Annotated in this window: 20 protein-coding genes and 2 tRNA genes; 4 read left to right on the top strand and 18 right to left on the bottom strand. The window is 61.9% G+C overall.

Annotated features, from left to right (window positions below):
• Positions 1–2 precede the first annotated feature (2 nt).
• From fdhD to GTP27_RS02170, 9 genes are all read right to left on the bottom strand, one after another.
• A complete protein-coding gene (fdhD, locus tag GTP27_RS02130; protein ID WP_161037515.1) occupies positions 3–815 on the bottom strand; it encodes a formate dehydrogenase accessory sulfurtransferase FdhD in 813 nt (270 codons plus the stop codon).
• Between the two features lie 82 nt (positions 816–897).
• Positions 898–1,662 carry a GNAT family N-acetyltransferase gene (locus GTP27_RS02135; protein WP_161037516.1) on the bottom strand — a complete coding sequence of 255 codons (765 nt, stop codon included), beginning with the start codon at positions 1,660–1,662 and terminating at the stop codon, positions 898–900.
• Between the two features lie 162 nt (positions 1,663–1,824).
• The gene (locus GTP27_RS02140; protein WP_161037517.1) at positions 1,825–2,460 is read right to left on the bottom strand and encodes a hypothetical protein; all 636 of its coding nucleotides are present in this window, start codon (positions 2,458–2,460) and stop codon (positions 1,825–1,827) included.
• Positions 2,461–2,523: 63 nt separating this feature from the next.
• Positions 2,524–2,901, bottom strand: coding sequence for a response regulator (locus GTP27_RS02145; protein WP_161037518.1), 378 nt, complete (start codon positions 2,899–2,901; stop codon positions 2,524–2,526).
• A 2-nt stretch (positions 2,902–2,903) separates the two neighbouring features.
• Entirely contained in the window at positions 2,904–5,507 is a 2,604-nt protein-coding gene (locus GTP27_RS02150) for a hybrid sensor histidine kinase/response regulator (RefSeq protein ID WP_202416480.1), read from the bottom strand.
• Between the two features lie 37 nt (positions 5,508–5,544).
• Entirely contained in the window at positions 5,545–6,327 is a 783-nt protein-coding gene (locus GTP27_RS02155) for a substrate-binding periplasmic protein (protein ID WP_161037519.1), read from the bottom strand.
• A gap of 13 nt (positions 6,328–6,340) precedes the next feature.
• Positions 6,341–7,795: a Ppx/GppA phosphatase family protein gene (locus GTP27_RS02160; protein WP_161037520.1), complete on the bottom strand. Its 1,455-nt coding sequence runs from the start codon at positions 7,793–7,795 to the stop codon at positions 6,341–6,343.
• Positions 7,796–7,930: 135 nt separating this feature from the next.
• On the bottom strand, positions 7,931–9,106 hold the full coding sequence (locus tag GTP27_RS02165) for a GGDEF domain-containing protein (RefSeq protein WP_161037521.1): 1,176 nt from the start codon (positions 9,104–9,106) through the stop codon (positions 7,931–7,933).
• 22 nt (positions 9,107–9,128) lie between these two features.
• Positions 9,129–9,404: a hypothetical protein gene (locus tag GTP27_RS02170; RefSeq protein ID WP_161037697.1), complete on the bottom strand. Its 276-nt coding sequence runs from the start codon at positions 9,402–9,404 to the stop codon at positions 9,129–9,131.
• A gap of 177 nt (positions 9,405–9,581) precedes the next feature.
• Here GTP27_RS02170 and GTP27_RS02175 point away from each other — a divergent pair, with 177 nt between their 5' ends.
• The gene (locus GTP27_RS02175; RefSeq protein ID WP_308495156.1) at positions 9,582–10,331 is read left to right on the top strand and encodes a spermine/spermidine synthase domain-containing protein; all 750 of its coding nucleotides are present in this window, start codon (positions 9,582–9,584) and stop codon (positions 10,329–10,331) included.
• A 16-nt stretch (positions 10,332–10,347) separates the two neighbouring features.
• Here GTP27_RS02175 and GTP27_RS02180 read toward each other — a convergent pair whose 3' ends face one another.
• Positions 10,348–10,827, bottom strand: coding sequence for an acyl-CoA thioesterase (locus tag GTP27_RS02180; RefSeq protein WP_229633315.1), 480 nt, complete (start codon positions 10,825–10,827; stop codon positions 10,348–10,350).
• A 117-nt stretch (positions 10,828–10,944) separates the two neighbouring features.
• Here GTP27_RS02180 and GTP27_RS02185 point away from each other — a divergent pair, with 117 nt between their 5' ends.
• Complete coding sequence (locus tag GTP27_RS02185) at positions 10,945–12,258, top strand: M16 family metallopeptidase (protein ID WP_161037522.1); 1,314 nt, start codon at positions 10,945–10,947, stop codon at positions 12,256–12,258.
• The gene (locus GTP27_RS02190) at positions 12,259–13,674 is read left to right on the top strand and encodes a M16 family metallopeptidase (RefSeq protein ID WP_161037523.1); all 1,416 of its coding nucleotides are present in this window, start codon (positions 12,259–12,261) and stop codon (positions 13,672–13,674) included. It abuts the gene before it with no gap.
• A 57-nt stretch (positions 13,675–13,731) separates the two neighbouring features.
• On the opposite strand, the gene GTP27_RS02195 is transcribed toward GTP27_RS02190, so the two are convergent.
• From GTP27_RS02195 to GTP27_RS02205, 4 genes are all read right to left on the bottom strand, one after another.
• The gene (locus GTP27_RS02195; protein WP_161037524.1) at positions 13,732–17,184 is read right to left on the bottom strand and encodes a response regulator; all 3,453 of its coding nucleotides are present in this window, start codon (positions 17,182–17,184) and stop codon (positions 13,732–13,734) included.
• Between the two features lie 74 nt (positions 17,185–17,258).
• Positions 17,259–17,624 carry a hypothetical protein gene (locus GTP27_RS02200; protein ID WP_161037525.1) on the bottom strand — a complete coding sequence of 122 codons (366 nt, stop codon included), beginning with the start codon at positions 17,622–17,624 and terminating at the stop codon, positions 17,259–17,261.
• Positions 17,625–17,733: 109 nt separating this feature from the next.
• Positions 17,734–17,871, bottom strand: a complete 138-nt coding sequence (locus tag GTP27_RS23565) for a hypothetical protein (RefSeq protein ID WP_202416482.1) — start codon at positions 17,869–17,871, stop codon at positions 17,734–17,736.
• A gap of 114 nt (positions 17,872–17,985) precedes the next feature.
• Positions 17,986–18,180: a hypothetical protein gene (locus tag GTP27_RS02205; RefSeq protein ID WP_161037526.1), complete on the bottom strand. Its 195-nt coding sequence runs from the start codon at positions 18,178–18,180 to the stop codon at positions 17,986–17,988.
• A gap of 186 nt (positions 18,181–18,366) precedes the next feature.
• Between GTP27_RS02205 and GTP27_RS02210 the strand changes: the two genes are divergently transcribed.
• Positions 18,367–19,041: a UPF0149 family protein gene (locus tag GTP27_RS02210; RefSeq protein ID WP_229633317.1), complete on the top strand. Its 675-nt coding sequence runs from the start codon at positions 18,367–18,369 to the stop codon at positions 19,039–19,041.
• 109 nt (positions 19,042–19,150) lie between these two features.
• Here the strand turns inward: GTP27_RS02210 and GTP27_RS02215 are convergent, their stop codons facing one another.
• The 4 genes from GTP27_RS02215 to serS all read right to left on the bottom strand — a co-directional run bounded on the left by GTP27_RS02215 (position 19,151) and on the right by serS (position 21,352).
• Positions 19,151–19,678, bottom strand: a complete 528-nt coding sequence (locus GTP27_RS02215) for a hypothetical protein (RefSeq protein WP_161037527.1) — start codon at positions 19,676–19,678, stop codon at positions 19,151–19,153.
• A 111-nt stretch (positions 19,679–19,789) separates the two neighbouring features.
• Positions 19,790–19,879: transfer RNA gene (locus tag GTP27_RS02220), tRNA-Ser, on the bottom strand.
• A gap of 27 nt (positions 19,880–19,906) precedes the next feature.
• Positions 19,907–19,996, bottom strand: a tRNA-Ser gene (locus GTP27_RS02225).
• A gap of 66 nt (positions 19,997–20,062) precedes the next feature.
• Positions 20,063–21,352 carry a serine--tRNA ligase gene (gene serS, locus GTP27_RS02230; RefSeq protein WP_161037528.1) on the bottom strand — a complete coding sequence of 430 codons (1,290 nt, stop codon included), beginning with the start codon at positions 21,350–21,352 and terminating at the stop codon, positions 20,063–20,065.
• Positions 21,353–21,380: the final 28 nt, after the last annotated feature.

Below are 21,380 nucleotides of genomic sequence, written 5' to 3' on the forward strand. Positions count from 1 at the left end.
GATCAGGTGTACTCGACGCAGGCATCCTGACGGCAGAAGCTCACCAGCTTGACGCCGGCACGGCTGGCCACCTCGATGGCCAGCGTGCTGGGGGCCGAGATGGTTGCCAGCAGCGGAATCTGCATGCGCGCCACCTTGCGTACCAGCTCGTAACTGGCGCGGCTGGACATGAACACGAAGCCGCGCCGCATATCCACGCCGGTAGCAGCCAGCACGCCGATCAGCTTATCGAGCGCGTTGTGGCGTCCCACATCCTCGCACACCTGCAGCACATTGCCCGCCGCATCGCACCAGCCGGCCGCATGGACCCCGCCGGTAACGCGCATCAGTTCCTGATACTGGCCGAACTGCGCTACCGCATTGGCCACGGCAGCCACCAGTTGCGCATCGTCGTGCAGCGGCGGCGTGGTAATCGGTTCGGGGTGCAGATCGATCTGCTCCAGACTTTCCAGCCCGCACACGCCGCAACCACTGCGGCCTGCCATCGAACGGCGCTGCAGTTTCAGATCATGGAAAGCCTGCTGGGCCACGGTGAGCGAGACGGCAATACTGCCCGAATAGGAAGCCACTTCGATATCGTAGACATCGGCGGCCTGCGCGATCAGGCCTTCGGTCAGGGCGAAGCCCAGTGCAAATGCCTCCAGCTGGCGCGGAGTGACCATCATCACGGCGTGGGATATGCCGTTAAATACCAGCGCTACGGGCGCCTCTTCGGCCACGCTGTCATCGAGGGACTGCGGCGCCTGCGCCACTCTATGGCGGCGCACGGCGCGCTGCTGCGCGCCAGTCTGGTCCACCCCTGTTTCAAACTTCATTACCGCTCCGGTAGAAAAGCATTGCGGCTTATTCTACACGGCGCGGCAAACTACGTCAGTCCGGCACTGGCTAAAACTGCGTTCAGGCTTCGCCGTTCACGCCATAGTGGCGCGCATAACGGTTATCCAGATTGGCCAGTGGCAGCAGCAGGAACAGATCGGCACTTTCGAAATCAGGGTCCCATGCCGGTTCGCCGCAAATCCACGCACCCGAACGCATATAGCCCTTGAGCAGCGCTGGCACTTGCGGCTTCTGCGCGGCTTCCAGCTTGGAGAACGGGAAAGGCAGGTGCGGCGTCACACGGTATTCCATCGGTGCCATGTGGGCCGCTACCAGCTGCTGGTACACCGCCACGGCATTGTGGCCACCATCGGCCAGGCTGATACTGGCGCAGCCGATCAGGTAATCGCAGTTCTCGCGGCGCATATATTCCGCCAGACCGGACCACAGCAGCATGATCACGCTGCCGCCACGGTAGTCGGGATGGATGCAGGCACGGCCAGCTTCCACCATGCGGCCGCGCAGGTGATTCAGACGGCCCAGATCGAATTCGCCTTCCGAATACACGCGGCCCAGTTTGCGCGCGCGGGCGGCGCTCAGCAGGCGATAGGTGCCCACCACTTTCAGGGTGGCGCTATCACGCACGATCAGGTGATCGCAATGCTCGTCAAATTCGTCGGAGTCGAGACCGTCGTCGCGCATCAGCGAAGTCAGGCCCAGGGTTTCGATGAACACCTTGTAGCGCAGACGCTGAACCTCGCGCAGCTCCTCCGGTGTGCTTGCCATACTGAGTACCAGCTTGCCGGACGCTGCTCGGACGTCGGCTTGTATGATCGAAGTTTGCATGCTTCATCCTTTCTGTGGAAGACGAAGCAAGCGTAACGGGGGAATACTTCAAGAACATGACAGCGCTATGTCAGTTGCATGACATGCATCAAACTGTTGTAAATCAGGGGCGCAGGCAGTGCAAGCGCGGACCTGCCGCCCCGATGCTACCAGTTGCCGGGGTCAGACTTTTTTGGGACGGCCGGTTTTCAGCTGCGGCAGGCTGGCCAGCACATTTTGCAGTGTGGCAAGATCGATCTGACTGATCAGGGCAACGCCGATACGCAGCAGTTCGCTCTTCTTGATCTCGAAACCGGCTTTCAGGCAGGCTTTCTTGACCTGACCTAACACTGCATACTCCTGCTCCGGCATGGTAAAGCTGTCGCGCACCAGCTTTTCCTTGCGAGCCTTTTCAATCGCCGGAGCAGCCACTGGCGCAGCGGCAGCCGGCTTCGCCTGAGGCTTTTTAGCGGCCGGTTTAGCGGCAACTGCTTTGCTGGCAGGTTTGGCTGCCTTGACCACCGCCTTGGCAGGTGCTTTGCCGGCGGCTTTGACCGGGGCTTTCGCTGCTACTTTAGCCGGTGCTTTCGGCGCCGCCTTGGCAGCTGGCTTGGCCGCAGCTTTCGGCGCTACCGGCTTGGCAGCCACCTTCTTCGCGCTGCTAGCCGGCTTGACTGCTGCCTTGCTGGCTGGCGCGGCTGCGCCCTTGGCGGCTGGCTTGGTGGCCGGCTTGGCCAGTGGTTTAGCCGCGCGGGCAGCGGGCTTCTTCTCGGCGGCTGCAACTTTGCCGGCAACGGTACCATTCAAGGATTTATTCATACCTGCTCCAGATGATGTTAATACTATAAACAATATATACTATTTATGTCATTGTTGCTTGAATTAGCGCAAATGCGCAGCGACATGGCCAAACAGCACGGGCGGACTTACCGGCTTGCGCAGGAATTCCACCGCGCCCACACTGCGCCCCATCGCCTCGTCCTCGGGCTGGCTCTTGGCGGTCAGGAAAATGACAGGAATCGCACTGCTGGCCGGATCGGCTTTCAGACGACGGCAGGTTTCAAAGCCGTCCATGTCCGGCATCATGATATCGAGCAGGATCAGATCCACCTGAGAACTGGCCACTATCTGCAGCGCCGTGGCGCCGCTGGTCGCCACTTTGGTGTTGTAGCGGTCCTTGAGCAGGCCCGCCAGCAGAGTAATGTTATCCGGGGTGTCGTCGACGATAAGTACCGTTTTCCGCTGCTGGCCTGCACTCATGATCACTCCTGTTCCAGAGCTGCCAGCAATTTTGCCGCAGCTTCAAATTGATAATGCTCCATGTAGTCGGCCAGCCGGCTCATTTGCACCGGCGATAGCAAAGTCGCCAGCGCGGGCCGCACCCGCTCGAAATAATCGCCGCTCTCGCCGCTGAACTCGGCCAGCAGCTGGCGCAAGCCTGCTACTGCCTGCTGCGCATCAACGGCATCCGCGGCCGCGGCCACTGGATCGCGCGGCGGCACCGGCGGTATGACCTTGATCGACATCCCCAGCCAGCGCGACAGCACGGCATACAAGCGCTGCGGGTCGATAGGCTTGGTGATGTAGTCCTGCATGCCCTCCTCGATGCAGCGCGCCTGCATGCCTGCCAGCGCGCGCGAGGTAACGGCTATCAGCGGCAGTTCGTCGTAGCGCTTATCCTGCCGCAGCAGACGGGTGGCCTCATGACCATCCATCACCGGCATGGCCAGATCCATCAGCACCAGATCATAGCCCTGCGGCCCAACCTCCTTCAGCCGGTCCAGTGCTTCCTGCCCGTTGCCCACGGTATCTACCTGTAGCCCCTGCAGTACCAGCAGTTCGCGCGTCACATACTGGTTGACCGGGCTATCTTCGGCCAGCAGCACCCGCGCACTACGCCGCTGCGTCGCCTGCAGCGGCAGATCGGCCACAGCCCCCTGATGCAGCACGGCCTGCACCGACAAAGCGGCGGCATCCGAGCGCGCCAGTTGCAGATCGAAATAGAAGGTCGAACCGAAGCCGGGCCGGCTTTCGACCTCGATATTCCCGCCCATCAGACGTACCAGTTGCTGCGAGATCGACAGACCCAGCCCAGTACCGCCGTAATTGCGCGTGGTCGAACCATTGGCCTGACTGAAGGCGCGGAACAACCGGCCTTTCTGCTGCGCCGTCATGCCGATACCGGTATCGCGCACCGAGAAGCGCAGCCGCACCATGCCATCCGGCGCATCTCCAGGCGCCAGCTGGCAGCGCAGTTCCAGTTCGCCCTTTTCGGTGAACTTCACCGCATTATTGGCCAGATTGATCAGCACCTGTCCCAGCCGCAGCGGATCGCCCACCAGATAGCGCGGCACATCCTCGCCGGTGGTGACCAGATAGCGCAGATGCTTGTCGCTGGCCCGCTGGGTGGTGACGCTGGACACATTGGTCAGCACATCGTCCAGCAGGAAAGGAATCTGTTCCACTTCCAGCCGCCCTGCCTCGATCTTGGAGAAGTCCAGTATGTCATTGATGATGCCCAGCAGCGACAACGCTGCACGGTGGATCTTGGTGATATAGTCGTGCTGCTTGGGCGTCATTTCCGTGCGCAGCGCCAGATAGGCCATGCCGATCACCGCGCTCATGGGCGTGCGGATTTCGTGGCTCATATTGGCAAGAAACTCGGACTTGGCGATATTCGCCGCCTCCGCCATCACATTCGCATTCAGCAGTTTCTGTTCCCGCTCGCGCCGGTCGCTGATATCGCGGATGAAGGCGCAGAACTCGTAGCTATGCTGCCCTTCCGATTTCACCTTGGTGATCGCCAGTTCGATGGGGAACTCTTCGCCGCTGCGGCGCAGCGCCACCACTTCGATGCGCGCATCGAGCACGCGCGTCACATCGTTTCCGGCCGCAAGGCGCTGCAGTCCGCGCCGGTGCTCGTAGCGGAAACGCTGCGGAATAATGGTCTGGTCCAGCGACATGCCCATCACTTCATCGCGGCTCCAGCCGAAAGTGCGTTCAGCCTGGGTATTCCAGCCGACGATGCTGCCGTTCAGGTCCATGCGCACTACGGCATCGAGTGCCGTATCGACGATGGTCTGCAGCTTGGCCTGACTGTCGCCCAGACGCTGCATGGATTCCGTCAGCTCGTGAGTGCGGGTGGCAATGCGCTCTTCCAGCGCGCTATTCAGGTCGCGCAGTTCGCGTTCGGCGTCGCGCACGCGCGTCAGCGCATCGCGGAAGCGCAGCACCGCGCCGGATAGCCGCCCCACCTGATCTTCGCGGTCTATGCCGGACAGCTTGATATCGATTTCGCCGCGCGTCAGTTTTTCCAGACTGGTCTGGATATCGGCAAATGGCCGCGCCGCGCGCCGCCCTACCACGAAGATCGATCCCACGATGGCCAGCGCCAGCAGCAGGTTGGCTGCCACGGTATTGAAAATCTGCCGGCGCAGATCGCGGTCTATCTGCTCGCGCGAGAACGCCAGATCGATGGAACCCACCGCATAGCTGCGGCGCGCGTCGCTAAAGCTGATGTCGCGATGCACCTTGATAGCAGCTACCGGCGTATCGGTAGGCGATACATAGCTGGCCACTTCCGTGCCATTGGGCGCCAGTACGCGCAGCACCAGCACTTCCGGCGTAGCGCCCGAAGCATCGACCACGCTGTTGATGGCCGCGCTATTGATATCGAACAGGGGCCGCGCCAGTGCCTGCGACAGCACGGCAGCCAGCCGCTCGGCCCGTTCCTGCAGATTCTGTTCCGCTTCGGCGCTCAGCGAGCGCATGATGTAGGTCGTGTAGACCGCCGTGGACAGCGCCACAGCGAGAAAAATCCCGCAGCCCAGACGCAGCAGGATATTGCGCCGCCATAGGCGCAGCAACCGCGCCAGCAGGCTGCTGTTCGCGGCGTTCAGCGCATCAATGGCGGGCTCCTTCAGCCTGCTCCAGCTTGCGATAGGCGGGGCTATTACGCACTTCCTCTATGCTGCGCCAGATACGCTCGGCCAGTTGCGGATCGGCCGCTACCATCCCGTGCGAGAGAATCAGAAAATACGGCTTTTCGATGATGGGTATGGGCAGCTGCTCCAGCTGCGCGGCCAGCGGCCCGTGCATCAGGCTATAGGCGTCGCTGCCGCCCAAGGCAGCCGCTGCCACCCGCCCGGCAATCAGCTTGCGCGCCAGTTCGTCGGCACGCTGGCTGCCTTCGTCCACTTCCACGTTCAGGCCACGCAGCACATCGCCCACCGAATAACCGAGCTGGAAGCCCACCGCACCATCGAGATTGCGGAAGTTCTTGCCATCCCATTCCACCTTGCTGCCCTTGCGCCGCAATACCATATAGCTATCGATATGCATACGCTTGCTGGCATCGACTACCTGCCCGCCCGGGTATTCGCCCAGTTCGCGCCGGTCCGGCTTGTAGCTGACGGCAAACGCGCCGTCCACGGCGTTGGCCTTGAGCTGGGCCAGACAGCGCTTCCACGGAATGCCCTGGTATTCGAAGCGCAGATGGAGCCGCTGTTCGACCATATTGAGCAGCGCGAAATTGAGTCCGGCGCCGGACTCGGTGCGCCACGGCAGCACATTGGTCTGCTCGAAGCACAGACGCAAAGGCTCGCGCCGCTCCGCCGCCATGGCTGGCAGCAGCAACTGCGCCATCAACAAGCCAATGGCAACGCTCCGCAGGCCTGTGCCGTTCATCTTCGTCTCCGCCTCAAGTGGTACTGCGCAAGCTGAAGTCTACTCCAACTTCGTCCCACTGCTCCTGTTCCTTCTCCAGCCAGTATGACAGGGTAGGATGTTCGCTGATCCAGCTACGGCGCAATTCCAGTTCGATCCGGCTCTTGACGCGCAATCTGATCAGGCTGAAATCGATGTCCATGCGCGAGTGCATGAACAGCACGGCCAGCCGCAAGGCCACCACCGCCTTGACAAAGTCCGGCTCGCCCAGCGCCTCGGCCACCTTGCGCAGATTCCCCTTGTGCGCCGCGATCAGGCGCGCCATGGTCTTCTGCTCGCGCGCGGTAAAGCCCGGCAGATCGGCATTCTCTATCATGTAGGCCGCATGTTTGTGATAGCCCGTATGCGATACCACCATGCCCATTTCATGCAGCAGCGCGCTCCAGTACAGGTGGCGCGTGTACTGGTCGCTGGCCGGCTTGGTCTGGGCATACAGCGCCAGCGCATCGTCGGCCACGCGGTTGGCGCGCTTTTCGTCGCAATGGAAGCGCTGCACGCAATCGAGCACCGTCTGTTCGCGCCGATCGCGCTTGATGGAACGCAGATGCAGATCCCACATCACGCCCATGCGCAGGCCCGCTTCGATCGGCTGCACCACAGGGATTTCCAGTTCGCGCACCAGCCCGATCAGGATGGCCAGCCCGCCGATGATGGTACCGGCGCGCTCCGGCCGCAGGCCCGCCATATCGATCTTGCTGACGTGACCGCATTCGATAAAACGTTGTTTCAGCGCACTCAGGGTGGCGCCATTGACTTCCTTGCCGATGCCGTTCTTGATGATGATGTCGGCAATCGTGCGCGCCGTGCCCGACGAACCGTAGCACTGCTTCCAGAATTGCGGGTGATAGGGCGGCGCGGCATCCTCGAAATGGCTGCGCGCCGACAGGATGGCCGCTTCGAACGAAGCCGCATCGACCCGGCCGCCGATAAAGAACGACAGGCTCTGTTTCACCGTGCCGACACTGAACGACTCGACCTTTTCGATTTCCTGCCCGCGTCCCAGTATCAGCTCGGTGGAACCGCCGCCGATATCGATCACCAGCCGGCGCTCGCCCGGCGTGGCCAGCGCGTTGGCCACGCCCATATAGATCAGGCGCCCCTCTTCCTCGCCGGAGATAATCTCGATGGGATAGCCTATGGCCAGCTCGGCCTGCGGCAGAAACACCGCGCTATTGCGCGCCACCCGCATGGCCGAAGTGGCCACCACGCGCACGGCGTCGAGCTTGTAGGCGGCCAGCACAGTACGGAAATTTTTCAGGCAGTTGAGCGCGGTCTGCATGGCAGCCGGCGTCAGGTTGCCCTGTTCGTCCAGGCCGGCGGCCAGACGGATAGGCTCGCGCACGCTTTTCAGCACGCGTATGGCCTCGCCATCATGCTTGCCGATGTGGAGACGGAAGCTATTCGAACCCAGATCTACAGCTGCATACATATTTGGAAGTCTCTCCCGGAACTGGGTATCAGATTTATGCCAGATTAGGCTGAAATCAAACTAAACGATTTACATGATTATAGATCACGATAAGCGCAGTTTGTGACGGCTTAATGACAGCTTGATATTGGAATTTCAGACTTCCGGTGCGTTTTCCGCCTGTGCGGCGGCCACCACGCGGTTACGCCCTTCCCGCTTGGCTTGCTGGAGCGCCTCGTCGGCGCGTTTGAACAGGCTCACGGCCGCATCATCGGGCCGGATGGTAGTGACGCCCAGACTGGCCGTCATATTGATCACCGCCTTGCCGGCCTTGACCGGCAGCGCGGCAATCGCCAGCCGGATACGCTCGGCCACCATGCAGGCATCTTCCTGCCCCGTACGCGGCAGCTGGATGGCAAATTCGGCGCCGCCCATGCGGCCCATCAGATCGCTGTCGCGCAACTGCTTCTGGCACACTTCCACCAGTGCCTTGAGCACCAGATCGCCCACCGGGTGGCCATAGTGTTCATTGATGCGTTTGAAATCATCGAACTTGAGCAGGATCAGCGAGGTCGGCTGACCGGGCCGCCGTGCCAGCGCTATCCACGGCGCCAGCGCCTGATAGAAACCGCGCCGGTTCGGCACATCGGTCAGCGCATCGGCCACCTGCAGGCGCGCCAGCTCGCTCTCCTGCTGCTCGCGGCTCAGCAGCAGATAGCCGAACACATTGCCGAAAGTGAGCAGATACAGCGCCACGATGCCGGCCGCCTGTATCAGCGCAGGGCTCAGCCATTCGGCGCCGTCGGGCAGCAGCGCGGCCAGCACGCCGCGCAGCAGCACTACCAGCGTCAGGCTGAGCGTGGACAGCACCAGATAGCGCCGCAGCAGCGTGCCGCGGCGCCAGCCGCGCCCCAGTGCGCCGGCGCTGGCCAGCGCGAAGAAACCGGCCACCAGTGCGGCGATGCCGATGCGGTCGCCGGCCGGCATATCGAGCAGCCATGCGCCCGTAAACAGGCCGATCGAAACGCCTAGTGCCGGCAGCAGATAGCGCCGCCACACGCGCCGTCCGGCCAGCTCCCACCACGCCGAAGCGTCGAAGGCAAAGCCGCTGAACAGCACTGCATAGGCAAACGGAATAGTGAGGAAATCGGGCAGCGCGCCACGCAGATACAGCAGGCCCCAGGCTACGGCCTGCAGCTGGCGCGCGATGCGCCAGCTGCGCAGGCTGGCCGAAGGGCTACTGCGGCCTTCCTGCTGCTGATAAAAGAACAGCGCCGCGCACAGGCTGAAATTGCCCAGCGCTAGCGCCAGCACCAGAGTCTTGATATCCATGAACTACTGGTCGAAAAGCAGATCAGACTTCGTGTTCCACGTTCTGGGTGCCGTCACCCACTTTGCTGGCCCAGGCCTGGCCGAAGAAGACTTTTTCGTCTTCGGTCGGGGCATCGTGCCAGAACACGATCAGCGTGCCTTTGTGGTCATGCAGCTGACTGACTTTTTCGATAAAGGCCTGTTTGCCAGCCATGTCGGCCAGCGCTACCACATAGCCATACACGCGGGTCAGGCGCTCCAGACGATCCGGCTCGGTGAAGCTATTGGTGGCGGTCAGCGTTGGGTGATCGAGAAACATCGTCATACTCTCCAGTAGTGCCGCCCAGAGGGCTGGCTTAATCTAACGTCAATGTACATACAATTTTTCCATCTGTAAATGCAATGTCGTCTACACTAGACGTCAAGCGACATTAATTTGTGCCGCCACGACTGTTTCATGACACGGGAATTGCTCCGCTTACGCCGTCTAGCCATCTTGAGTTTGCCACCCGACCCGCCGCTGGTGCGCACCCGCGGCAATACCCGCACGCTGGAATTCGTGCCCGGCATGATACAGAGCGAGATGCGGCTATCCCATCCCGACCAGCTGGTGCTGGCCTATCCGCGTGCCATGATGTGCTTTGTACTGTTCCAGCCCCAGCCGGCCCACATCCTCATGGTGGGACTGGGCGGCGGTTCGCTGGTCAAGTTCTGCCACCGTTACCTGCCGCACAGCCGCATCACCGTGCTGGAACTGCGCGCCGACGTGATCGCTCTGCGCCAACAGTTCGCCATTCCGCCCGACGATGCGCGCCTGCGCATCATCGAGGCCGACGCCAGCGATTATCTGAAACGCTGCGATGATCCGGCCGATGTGCTGCTGATCGACGGCTTCGATGAACTGGGCCTGCCGCCGGCGCTGGGCAGCAGCAGCTTCTACCGCCACTGCCGCCGCATCCTGCGCCCCGGCGGCGTGCTGGTGGCGAATATCTTCAGCTACGATCCGGCCTATCCCGATATGCGCATGCGCCTGAACGCCGCCTTCGACGGCCAGCTATGCCGCTTCCACGGCATCGCCGGCAACAACCATCTGCTGTTTGCCGTGGCGGGCCAGGCAGCCACGCCGGCACTGGGCATGCTGCGCCGCGTGCAGCGCAGCACCCTGTTTGCCTTCAGCGCGCTCAATCGCCTGCTGGCGCACTGGGTGGTACGCCGGCTCGAACGGGGCCGCCCTGTGCGGCTCTAGCAGACGCCGCACCGCGTTATTTTTTGCGGGCGCCGTGCACCATCTGGCGCGCCTGCTTGCGCAGCAGCGCCTGATCCCAGCGGGCGCGCTGCACCTCGGTTTCCGGCACCAGCACCGGCACTTCCACCGGCTTGCGCTGTTCGTCCACCGCCACCATGGTGAAGTAGCAGCTGTTCGCGTGGCGCACCAGCCGCTGCTGGATGTTTTCGGTGACCACCCTGATCCCGACTTCCATCGAGGTGCGGCCCGTGTAGTTGATCGAGGCGAGGAAAGTCACCAGCTCGCCCACATGGATAGGCTGCAAGAACATCACCTGATCCACCGACAGCGTCACCACATAGCTGCCCGAATAGCGGCTGGCGCAGGCATAGGCCACGCTATCGAGAAATTTGAGGATGGTACCGCCGTGGACATTGCCAGAAAAATTGGCCATATCGGGCGTCATCAGCACCGTCATGGTGAGTTCATGGGCACTCCAGCTCATCGGTTTTTCCATTCCCAGCTCCCTAGTTGTTTGCGCCATGCTAACGGCTAAACGCCGGCTCGGCAATTAGTTATCAAATACTTCAAGTTTTGGCGTATGCTTTGCGCTTCACGCTTACCGGAGTCCCGTATGAAATGGAAAGTTCTGGCCGCGGCTATCACGCTAGGCCTATCGTCCGCTGCCCACGCCCTGACGGCCAGCGAAGTGCAGACCTTCACGCTGGCCAACGGCATGAAATTCATCGTGCTGGAATCGCACACCATCCCCAATGCCAATATGTACACGTTCTGGAAAGTGGGCTCGCGCAACGAAGCGCCCGGCATCACCGGACTGTCGCACTTCTTCGAACACATGATGTTCAACGGCTCGAAAAATTTCGGCCCCAAAGCCTTCGACCGCACCATGGAAGCCAAGGGCGGCTCCAACAACGCCTACACCAGCAACGACCTGACCGTGTATCAGGACTGGTTCCCGGCCAGCTCGCTGGAAACCATCTTCACGCTGGAAAGCGACCGTATCGCCCACCTCAGCATCGATCCGAAAATGGTGGCCAGCGAACGCGGAGTAGTGCTGTCCGAACGCAGCACGGGGCTGGAAAACTCGAATATGCGCATGCTGCACGAAGAGATCAACGGCGTCGCCTTCCGTGCTCACCCCTACTCGTGGTCGGTGATCGGCAACGAATCGGACATCAAGGCGTGGACGCAGGAAGACCTGCAGCGCTATTTCCACACCTATTACGCACCGAATAATGCGGTGAGCGTGATCGTCGGCGACGTCCAGGCCGACGCCGTGAAAAAACTGGCCACCCGCTACTTCGGCGCCATTCCGGCGCGCGCCATGCCGCCCGCAGTGCGCACGGTGGAGCCGGAGCAGAAAGGCGAGCGGCGCGTGTTCGTCGCCAAGGAATCGGCCACTTCGGCCAATCTGGTCTTCGCCTACAAAATCCCGCAAGCTAATCACGCTGATTACTACGCACTGGAAGTGCTGCAAAGCCTGCTGGCCGATGGCAAGACGTCGCGCCTTTACCGTGCGCTGGTGGAGCAGCAGCTGGCCACGCAAGTGGGTGCCAGCAGCATGGAAGGCTTCGATCCCGGCCTGATGTACATCTCAGCCGTGGCCGCCGCCAATGTCACGCCTGCCCAGCTGGAGCAGGCCCTGCTGGCCGCCCTCAACGATCTGGTACAGAACGGCGTCACGCCGGAAGAACTGCAAAAGGTGAAGAACCAGAAGCTGCTCAACTACTACCGCGCGCTGGAAACCATCAACGGCAAGGCCCAGCAGCTGGGTAATTACGAAGTGCTGTTCGGCGACTACAAAAAACTGTTCGATGTACCGGCCGCCTACGGACGTCTGACGCCGGCCGACATCCAGACCGTCGCTGCACGCTATCTGAAAAAATCACAACGCACGGTCGGGGTACTGGCCGCCCGGGAGGACTAAATGCATCACACTACCAAGCATACGCTGCGCCCCGTCGTGGCCGCCGCCGCAGTGGCACTGGCCGCTGCCAGCGCAGGCAGCGTTCATGGCGCGGAATTCCGCCTGCCCCAGTTCGAAACCGTCAAACTGCCCAGCGGCCTGACGCTGTACCTGATGGAACGCCATGAAGTACCGCTGATTTCCGTGCGCGCCGTGATCAAGGCCGGTGCCGTGCAGGATGGCGCCCAGGCTGGCCTGTCCAACCTGACGGGCGACGCCCTGCTGCTGGGCAGCCGCAGCCACAGCAAAGCCGAAATCGATCAGGCCTTCGACTTCCGCGGCGCCCGTCTGGCCGGCGGCGCCGGTACCGAATCGAGCACCGTACAGGCCAACTTCGCCAGACAGGACAGCGCCGCCCTGCTGCCGCTGTTTGCCGAGATCATCCAGCAGCCGGGCTTCGACGCCGCCGAACTGGCCAAGCTGCGCAGCCGCAAGGTCAACGGCTTGAAGCAGGCCAAGGAATCACCGCGCAATGTGGTCAGCCAGTACTACCGCGCCATGCTGTTCGGCGCCACGCCTTACGGCCAGCCGGCCGGCGGCACGGTGCAGAGCGTGACCGCGCTGACGGAACAAGACGTGCAGCAGTACTACCAGCGCTACTACCGGCCCGACAATGCGGCCATCATCGTGGTGGGCGACTTCGACACGGCGGCCATGCGCGCCCAGCTGGCCAGCCTGTTCGGCGGCTGGCAGGCCAGCGGCCCCGCTCTGCCTGTGCCGGACTACGGCAAGGTGCAGGCCGACCGTGCCCGCGTCTGGCTGGTCAACAAACCCGATGCGATCGAAACCACCTTCATGATAGGCGGCGTGGGCATCGCCCGTAACGATCCCGATTACGTGCCGCTGCAGGTGCTCAACACTATCGTGGGCGGCCGCTTTACCTCGTGGCTGAACGACGAACTGCGCGTCAACTCGGGCCTGACCTATGGCGCGCGTAGCGAGTTTGCCACGCTGTCGCAGACCGGCACGTTTGCCATGTCCAGCTTCACGGCACTGCCGAAAACGGCCGCAGCACTGGCACTGGCTAACCAGACCTACCAGCGCCTGTGGACCAAGGGCATCGATGCCGCCACGCTGGAATCGGCCAAAGCCTATGTCAAAGGGCAGTTCCCGCCGCGCTACGAAACCGGCGAACAGCTGGCCGGCCTGCTGGGCGATATGTATGCCTCGAATGTGGGACGCGAACAGATCGACAACTTCATGCGCGATGTCGACAGCCTGACGCCGCAGCGCGCCAAGCAACTGGTGGACGCCCACTTCCCCCGCCTGAAGCTGCAGACTCTGCTGATCGGCAAAGCGGACGCCATCCGTGACACGGCAGCCAGCTATGGCGAAGTGACGGAACTGCAGATCAGCGCAGACGGCTTCCAGCCTTAAGTGTCTGCAGGTCGGGCAGCGCGCTGCCCGACCTGCAGCACCGCCTGTCCTATACGGCTAGGCCTCAGTTTCCAGTCTGGCCAGCAGTTCATCCACTTCCACCAGCACGGCAGCCGCAGCCTCCAGCACCCGCGCCAGCTGCGCCCAGAATGGCGTACTGGCCTCTTCATGCAGCAGCAGTTCCGCGGTCTGCGCCAGCGCCTGCAGGCGTTCCGCACCTACCGTACCAGCCAGTCCTTTCAGCGTATGCAGTGGCGGTGTGGCCGCGGCCATATCGCCCGCCTGCATGGCCGCGTGCAGCAGCTCTGCAAGGCGCGGCCCTTCCGTAACAAAACCGCGCAAGGTGGCGGCATATACGGCCTGCATGCCGCCCAGCCGCCTGATGGCTGCCTCATAGCGTAGGCCCGGCGGCGGCAGCGTGGCACGCTCTGGCGCTGCGCCATAAGCTGCCGCATCAGCGCGTGCTGGCACGCTGCCCGCAGCCTGACCGCCTGCCAGCAGACTGGCCAGCGCCACGCTCTGTGGCCGCGTATGGCTGAGTATCACGGAGATCAGCTGCGACAGGTCGAACGGCTTGCCCACGTGGTCCACCATGCCCGCTGCCAGCGCGGCCTGACGGTCTGCCGCCATCGCATTGGCCGTCATGGCAACGATAGGCGGCGCCGCTGCGCCCAGCCATGCCTGAATGGCGCGCGTGGCCTGATAGCCGTCCATCTCCGGCATCTGGATATCCATCAGTATCAGATCGGGCAAGGGACTGCCATCGGTCACGGCGGCAATCGCCATCGGTCCCGAACTGGCCACCACCACATGGGCACCGTCGTTGCTGAGCAATTCGCTCGCCACCTGCTGGTTGGCCGGATTATCGTCCACCAGCAGCAGGCGCAATCCCTGCAGGCGGTGCATAGCTGGTACCGCCACCGCTGCCAGCGGGGTGCGCCGCCCCAGCCGTGCATCGGCCACCGCGTCGAACAGCATGGAAGCCGTCACCGGCTTGACCACAAAGCCGTCGAGTACGGGCGCCAGACTCTGATGGCGCTGGGCCAGCAGCTCGCGGTCGTGCGCCGTCACCATCACGATCAGCGGCATTTTGCCCGGCGCGGCCAGCTGGCGGATAGCGCAGCTGGTTTCCCAGCCATCGAGCCCCGGCATGCGCCAGTCGATGAATACCACGTCGTAGCTGCGCTGCTGCGCCAGCCGTGCTTCGATGGCGGCCAGTGCCTGCTGGCCGCTCGCAGCCAGTTCCACCTGCCAGCCGAACGAGCGCGCCATTTCGCTCAGCACGGTGCGCGCCACTTCATTATCATCCACCACCAGACACTGCATATCCTGCAAGGGCAGGCTAGGCGCCGCCGGTTCGGCCAGCGATATCGCTTCCTGCTGCACTACCTGCACCGGCAGCTCGAACTCGAACAGGCTGCCCTGTCCCAGCGCGCTCTCGACGCGCAGACTACCGCCCATCAGCTGCACCAGCCGCTGGCTGATGGCCAGTCCCAGCCCGGTGCCGCCGTAGCGCCGCGCGGTGGACGCTTCGGCCTGGGCAAAGCCATCGAAGATGTACTGGCACTGTTCAGGCGAAATCCCGATGCCGCTATCGCGGATGGCAAAGGCGATGGTCAGCCCCTGCGCGCTGCGCTGTTTGAGCTGGGCCGACAGCACCACCTCGCCGTGGGCGGTAAATTTGATCGCGTTGCCGGCAAGGTTGAGCAGTATCTGCTGCAGCCGCAGGGCATCGGCCACCACCACCTGCGGCAGTTCGGGGTCGATGCGGAACAGCACTTCGATATCCTTGTTACCCACGTTGGCCGACAGGATCACGGCCAGATCGCGCCACAGCTTATCGAGCCGGAACGGATGGGGATCGAGTTCCAGCTTGCCCGCTTCCACCTTGGAGAAGTCCAGCACATCGTTAAGCAAGCCCAGTAGCGCGCTGGCGGCGGCATGGGCCTTGGCCACATAGTCGCACTGGCGTTCGCTCATTTCAGTCTGCTGCAACAGCTGCAGCATGCCCAGCACTGCATTCATGGGCGAGCGGATTTCATGGCTCATATTGGCCACAAAATCGGATTTGGCACGTCCCGCCAGCACCGCCTCTTCCTTGGCCTGCAGCAGCGCCACATGGGCGGCGCGCGCTTCCGTGCAATCGGTACTGCTGCCCACCCAGCCCAGTATCACGCCCGCCGCGTTCTTGCGCGGCAGTGCGTGGTTATCGAAAATGCGCCACGCGCCATCATGCCGGCGCAGGCGGCAATCGCAGCGGAACTCGTCGCCCGCCGCTGCGGCCCGCTGCCATTCGGCCAGCAGGACAGCGCGGTCATCCGGGTGCAGCACCGGCGCCCAGCTGCCGGCAGCGATCAGCTGGGCCGATGGCACGGCACTGAAGCGTTCCCAGTGCTGGCTCATGAAGTCCACCCGCAGCGCCGGCGTCACCGTCCACACCATCTGCGGCAAGCCCTCTGCCAGCGAACGCCAGCGTGCTTCGGAGGCCTGCAGCTGGGTCAGCGAGCCCTGTAGCGCAAGATCCGTATCCACCAGCTTGGACAGCGACTGGTAGTGGCGCTGCATGGAATACCAGACGCTGGCCAGCAGCAGTGCCACGATGCCGGCCACCACGCCGAGAAACACGATGGCGTTGCGTACTTCCCGCTGCCATGGCTGCAGAAAATCTTCGCTGGCCAGCCCCACCAGGATGGCGATCGGATAGCTGCCCACCCGCTCGATACTGAGCGCCCGTTCCCGCCCGTCATGCGGGCTGACCACGTTATAGGTGGTGCCGCGCTGCCGCCCCTCGAGGATGGCGCGGGTCTGCGGCGCAACGGGAATGGTAGCGCCGAACTGCATATCGTCGACAAACGGATAGCGGTGCAGCACGCGGCGGCGGTCATCGAGCAGCAGGATGGAACCGTTGGGCCCCACATTCAGCGAGGAGAACAGCTCGGTCAGCCGGTCGCTATTCATCAGCGCATACACGGTGCCGCCAAAACTGCCGTCGGCGGCCGTCAGCGGATAGGCCATGGGCAGCACCCATTCGCCGCTGATGCGCGATTTGACGGGAATAGAGATGATCAGTTCGTGCTCGGCCTTGGCACGCTGGAAGAATTCGCGGATGGTCAGATCCTGCGGCCGCGCCAGGTCGATCTGCTCGCCAAAAATCACCTTGCCGTCGGCATTGGCGCCGCGCACCGCCTGCGCGTTCGGTATCCGTTCGCGCAGGGTGCGCAGATAGGCGCTGAATTTCTCGTCGCTGTAGCGATGTTCGAGTTGCATAGTGCGGAACTCGACATCGGCCCGCCGCATGGCAAGATCGACTTCCTCGAAATGGGACTGCAGGAAATTTTCCAGCGAAATCGCCAGATTATGCGCCGTGGCGCCGGCATTGGCGTAATAGCGCTCGCGGCTCTCCTGCAGGACATGCGCCACAAACACAGACACCACGATCAGCACCAGCGCCACGGCGGCCACCAGTATGCCGAACAGTTTGCGGAATTTCTGCAGCGTATGTAGTTTCATATTCAGCAGCGATATTTATCGGTATGACGCTACATTACCGCAAAAAAATCGCTGCTGTGACAGCTTTTTGCGGATTACAGGCCCAGCTGATTAATATCGGCCAGCGCTTCGCGGCCTTTGTCGCTCAGCGTATAGCTGCCATCGGGGTTGGCGCTGATATGGGACTTTTTGCCGAGGAACAGGGCGACATCGGCGTCGGGCACGCTGGCCGGGTCGCTGGCCAGCGCCCGCATGGCCAGCACGCAGCGCCGCAGGAACAGCACCTGCTCGCCTTTCTCGCTGAGCGAGATACGGCCGTTTTTAGCGATGGTAAACAGTTTCAGACCCGCCAGACGTTTGGTGTTGCGTCCGACGCAAGCGCTGACGCGCTCCCCCTTGATGCCGCGCTTGACCTCGCTCAGGGCGTCGTACTCGTCTTGCGTTAATTTTTCGTTGCTCATTGCCATACGTTCCATAAAAGACCGGTCCATAGCAGACCGGCCCTCATGGTACGCGCAGCGCGCTGCCACGGCAAGGTCGCCCCTGCCCTGCCAGCGCTGCGATCATGCATCAGAATGCACGGATAGCCAGCCAGATCAGACCGATGGTAGCAAACGCCGCGATACACAACAGCGCCTGCGTACGCTTACTGCTCAGGGCAATACTGCGACGACCGAGATAGATTTTATTGTGTAAAGAATTGCCCATGATCTCCTCCTTGAACGAAAACTGCTGCCATGACTAAATTATAGAAACTGTTTCGTGTCCAACATGTGACGCTCAACACAAAGTTTAAAAAATGTAGCCACTCGGCAACAATTGTCACGGATTCTCACCCGCGTGGGCCTGTACCGGATGCGGTTTGGGCTGGGGTTCTTCGATCGGCGCATGCTGGGGTTGCGGCCGCTCGTCCGGTTGCGGGTCGTCGTCCGGTTGCGGCGGCTGATCGGGGTCTGGTGTGCTATGTGCCCGCTGCGGGCCGATAGCTGTGGCAGGCTGGTGGCGATATTTCGACATGGCGATGCTCCTGGTGGACTGGTTGGAGAGAACTCCAAGATCAGGTCAGCACGGAAGCGCCACAAGCGGCGCATAGGGAATCAGGGTGCGCCAGCCCACACAGACAAGTATTTATTTGCCGCTAACTTGCAATTTTGCTCAGCCCACCCACCTAGGGTCGCATGATCCGACTATGAAAGCCTCGCCATGCTGGCACCCAAGCGCCCCGTCTCCGTGTTCGACCACCGCCCCGTTGCGGTACAACTAGTGCAGCAGCAACACAGCGGCGCCGTCGACAAGCACGTGTTGCTCGTCGATCTACCCGCGCAGGATTTACAATACCGGCTTTCCCGCACAACAAGGCCAGCCATGTCCACCACCCCGCTTAACGATGATGAATACGCCGCGCTCGACGCCCTGCAGGATGTAGCATGGCTGGAAGGTTTTCTGACGGCCATCGTCGTCACGCCAGTCACGCCGGCACAGGCAGCGTGGCTGCCCGCTGCCCTGAAAGATCCGCAGGCAGAAGCGCTGGCGCTGCGTCACCACCATTACATGCAGACCTGGATGGCCAAGGACCCGGGCAGCTTCGAGCCTATCTACGAATGCGGCGGCAACTGGACAGCAGTGCAGTGGGCTGCCGGTTTCCGCGCCGCGATGGCACTAGACCCTGTCGCGTGGGATAGCCTGCGCAGCGCGCATCCGGAATGGCTGGCCGCTTTTGCCGACGATGTAGCGGAAGATACCGCCTATGATGCCATTCCGTCCGCCGTGATCAGCATCCATGCGCACTGGCACCCGCCCAAAGGCGCCAAGGTGGGACGCAATGATCCCTGCCCTTGCGGCAGCGGCAAGAAATACAAGAAGTGCTGCGGCGCCTGACGCGGCCGTATTGCCAACTGAGCGAGTCAGGGTTCGCTGGCATTTGCAGGACTTTCCAGACGCTGCCGCTCATGTGAACGCGAGCGTAGTGCCAGAACCTGGGCTATGTCTAATTCTGTTCTATCAGGCGTCCGTCTTTGAACAGCAGACTGATGGTGATTTTTTTGCTTGGGAAGTTGGGCGCGTCGCCTGTGGTGACTTCCAGTCCGTCCAGACTGATCAGAGTCGCCCCGTTCTTGGCCTGGCCGATCACTTTAGCGTTCAGCTTCACGACGCTACGCCAGCCTTTGCCGCCAATACGCATCACATCGAGCAGCGAGTAAAAGGTGACGCCGCTCTGATCGGGTTCCATGCTGAAAACTGCGAAGTATTGACGATGATTGTTCCCTCCGCCATAGCCTTCAACCGAGAACGCCACTAAGGCCCATTGCTGGCCTTTGCTCACAGTCACCTGCTGCACCATCGTTGCGTCCGGATACAGCACCGCATAACCATCACGCAATAGTTCACTTAAGCGCTGCACCTGTTCCAGCAATGCAGGCGGCGCCTTGGCGGCAGGGGCGGCAGCGGCGGCGCTGGCGCAGCAAATGGCCCAGATAAAAACGACGAGTAAGCGCTGTATCTTGTTCGTTAGCATGGAAATTCAGGGTCAGGCGAGTGGCAATGAATGAATACTGCGAAAATAAAAAAACCGCCAGTCTTTTGCAAGACGGCGGTTTCTTTAAGCCTAGCCAGCTAGGCAGTGTTCTGGCGGAGAGGGTGGGATTCGAACCCACGGTCGGGTTGCCCCGACGCTTGATTTCGAGTCAAGTACAATCGACCACTCTGCCACCTCTCCTGATACTACTATTCCCTCTGCAGCGTCTGGCGGAGAGGGTGGGATTCGAACCCACGGTCGGGTTGCCCCGACGCTTGATTTCGAGTCAAGTACAATCGACCACTCTGCCACCTCTCCGTTATCCCACCTGCTGCTGCGAGAAGGCAAGATTATAGCAGGCTTGCAGGAAAATAAAAGGACTATTTACGCCTGCAACACTTTCAGACCGCCCATATATGGTTGCAGCACGTCCGGAATCACGACGGAACCATCGGCCTGCTGGTAGTTTTCCAGCACGGCCACCAGTGTACGGCCAACGGCCAGCCCGGAACCGTTCAGCGTGTGCAGCAGTTCCGGCTTGCCCTGGGCATTACGGAAACGGGCCTGCATGCGGCGCGCCTGGAAGGCTTCGCAGTTCGACAGCGAGGAAATTTCACGGTAGGTGTTCTGCGCCGGCAGCCACACTTCCAGATCGAAGGTCTTGGTGGCGCCAAAGCCCATGTCGCCCGTGCACAGTGCCATCACGCGATAGGGCAGGCCCAGACGCTGCAGAATGGTTTCGGCATGGCCGACCATCTCGTCCAGCACCGCATACGACTGGTCCGGATGCACCACCTGTACCATTTCGACCTTGTCGAACTGGTGCTGGCGGATCATGCCGCGGGTGTCGCGGCCATAGCTGCCCGCTTCCGAACGGAAGCATGGGGTATGCGCGGTCATCTTCAGCGGCAGGCTGTCGGCAGCGACGATTTCATCGCGCACGATATTGGTCAGCGATACTTCCGAGGTCGGGATCAGGTAGAAGTTCTCGCCCTCGCCTTCCGCGCCGCCTTTTTTGACGGAGAACAGGTCCGCTTCGAATTTCGGCAACTGGCCCGTACCGCGCAGCGAATCGGCATTCACCATGTAGGGGGTGTAGCACTCGGTGTAGCCGTGTTCGTCGGTGTGGGTGTTCAGCATGAACTGCGCCAGTGCGCGGTGCAGACGGGCGATGCCGCCCTTCATCACGGAGAAGCGCGAACCGGTCAGCTTGGTCGCCGTGTCGAAATCCAGCCCCAGCGGCGCACCCAGATCGACGTGATCTTTCACTTCGAAATCGAAGCTGCGCGGCGTGCCCACTTTGCGCACTTCCACATTGCCCGCTTCATCGCTCCCCACCGGCACGGACTCGTGCGGCAGATTCGGAATCGCCTGCATGAAGTCGCTCAGCTTGGCCTGCACCACGCCCAGCGCCGCTTCGTTGGCTTTCAGCTCGTCGCCCAGACCGGCCACTTCCGCCATCAGCGCACTAGTGTCTTCGCCCTTGCCCTTCATCATGCCGATCAGCTTGGACTGCGAATTACGCTTGCTCTGCAATTCTTCAGTGCGCATCTGGATGGCTTTACGTTCAGCTTCGAGCGCATTGAAGGCCTCGACGTCGAGCTGGAATTTGCGGGTTGCCAGACGCGCGGCAACGGTGGCTATATCTTTGCGGAGAAGTTGAATATCAATCATGAGAACAAGTGCCGTTGTATCGAAAACA

It is taken from the genome of Duganella qianjiadongensis (assembly GCF_009857915.1).
GTDB lineage: Bacteria > Pseudomonadota > Gammaproteobacteria > Burkholderiales > Burkholderiaceae_D > Rugamonas > Rugamonas qianjiadongensis.

Excerpts from the sequence above, each read along its gene's own strand:
- serS (WP_161037528.1), bottom strand. The coding sequence starts at position 21,352 with ATGATTGATATTCAACTTCTCCGCAAAGATATAGCCACCGTTGCCGCG.
- GTP27_RS02215 (WP_161037527.1), bottom strand. The coding sequence starts at position 19,678 with ATGCTAACGAACAAGATACAGCGCTTACTCGTCGTTTTTATCTGGGCC.
- GTP27_RS02140 (WP_161037517.1), bottom strand. The coding sequence starts at position 2,460 with ATGAATAAATCCTTGAATGGTACCGTTGCCGGCAAAGTTGCAGCCGCC.
- GTP27_RS02210 (WP_229633317.1), top strand. The coding sequence starts at position 18,367 with ATGCTGGCACCCAAGCGCCCCGTCTCCGTGTTCGACCACCGCCCCGTT.
- GTP27_RS02170 (WP_161037697.1), bottom strand. The coding sequence starts at position 9,404 with ATGTTTCTCGATCACCCAACGCTGACCGCCACCAATAGCTTCACCGAG.
- GTP27_RS02135 (WP_161037516.1), bottom strand. The coding sequence starts at position 1,662 with ATGCAAACTTCGATCATACAAGCCGACGTCCGAGCAGCGTCCGGCAAG.
- GTP27_RS02155 (WP_161037519.1), bottom strand. The coding sequence starts at position 6,327 with ATGAACGGCACAGGCCTGCGGAGCGTTGCCATTGGCTTGTTGATGGCG.
- GTP27_RS02200 (WP_161037525.1), bottom strand. The coding sequence starts at position 17,624 with ATGAGCAACGAAAAATTAACGCAAGACGAGTACGACGCCCTGAGCGAG.
- GTP27_RS02190 (WP_161037523.1), top strand. The coding sequence starts at position 12,259 with ATGCATCACACTACCAAGCATACGCTGCGCCCCGTCGTGGCCGCCGCC.
- GTP27_RS02180 (WP_229633315.1), bottom strand. The coding sequence starts at position 10,827 with ATGGAAAAACCGATGAGCTGGAGTGCCCATGAACTCACCATGACGGTG.
- GTP27_RS02145 (WP_161037518.1), bottom strand. The coding sequence starts at position 2,901 with ATGAGTGCAGGCCAGCAGCGGAAAACGGTACTTATCGTCGACGACACC.
- GTP27_RS02205 (WP_161037526.1), bottom strand. The coding sequence starts at position 18,180 with ATGTCGAAATATCGCCACCAGCCTGCCACAGCTATCGGCCCGCAGCGG.
- GTP27_RS02160 (WP_161037520.1), bottom strand. The coding sequence starts at position 7,795 with ATGTATGCAGCTGTAGATCTGGGTTCGAATAGCTTCCGTCTCCACATC.
- fdhD (WP_161037515.1), bottom strand. The coding sequence starts at position 815 with ATGAAGTTTGAAACAGGGGTGGACCAGACTGGCGCGCAGCAGCGCGCC.
- GTP27_RS02195 (WP_161037524.1), bottom strand. The coding sequence starts at position 17,184 with ATGAAACTACATACGCTGCAGAAATTCCGCAAACTGTTCGGCATACTG.
- GTP27_RS02185 (WP_161037522.1), top strand. The coding sequence starts at position 10,945 with ATGAAATGGAAAGTTCTGGCCGCGGCTATCACGCTAGGCCTATCGTCC.
- GTP27_RS23565 (WP_202416482.1), bottom strand. The coding sequence starts at position 17,871 with ATGGGCAATTCTTTACACAATAAAATCTATCTCGGTCGTCGCAGTATT.
- GTP27_RS02165 (WP_161037521.1), bottom strand. The coding sequence starts at position 9,106 with ATGGATATCAAGACTCTGGTGCTGGCGCTAGCGCTGGGCAATTTCAGC.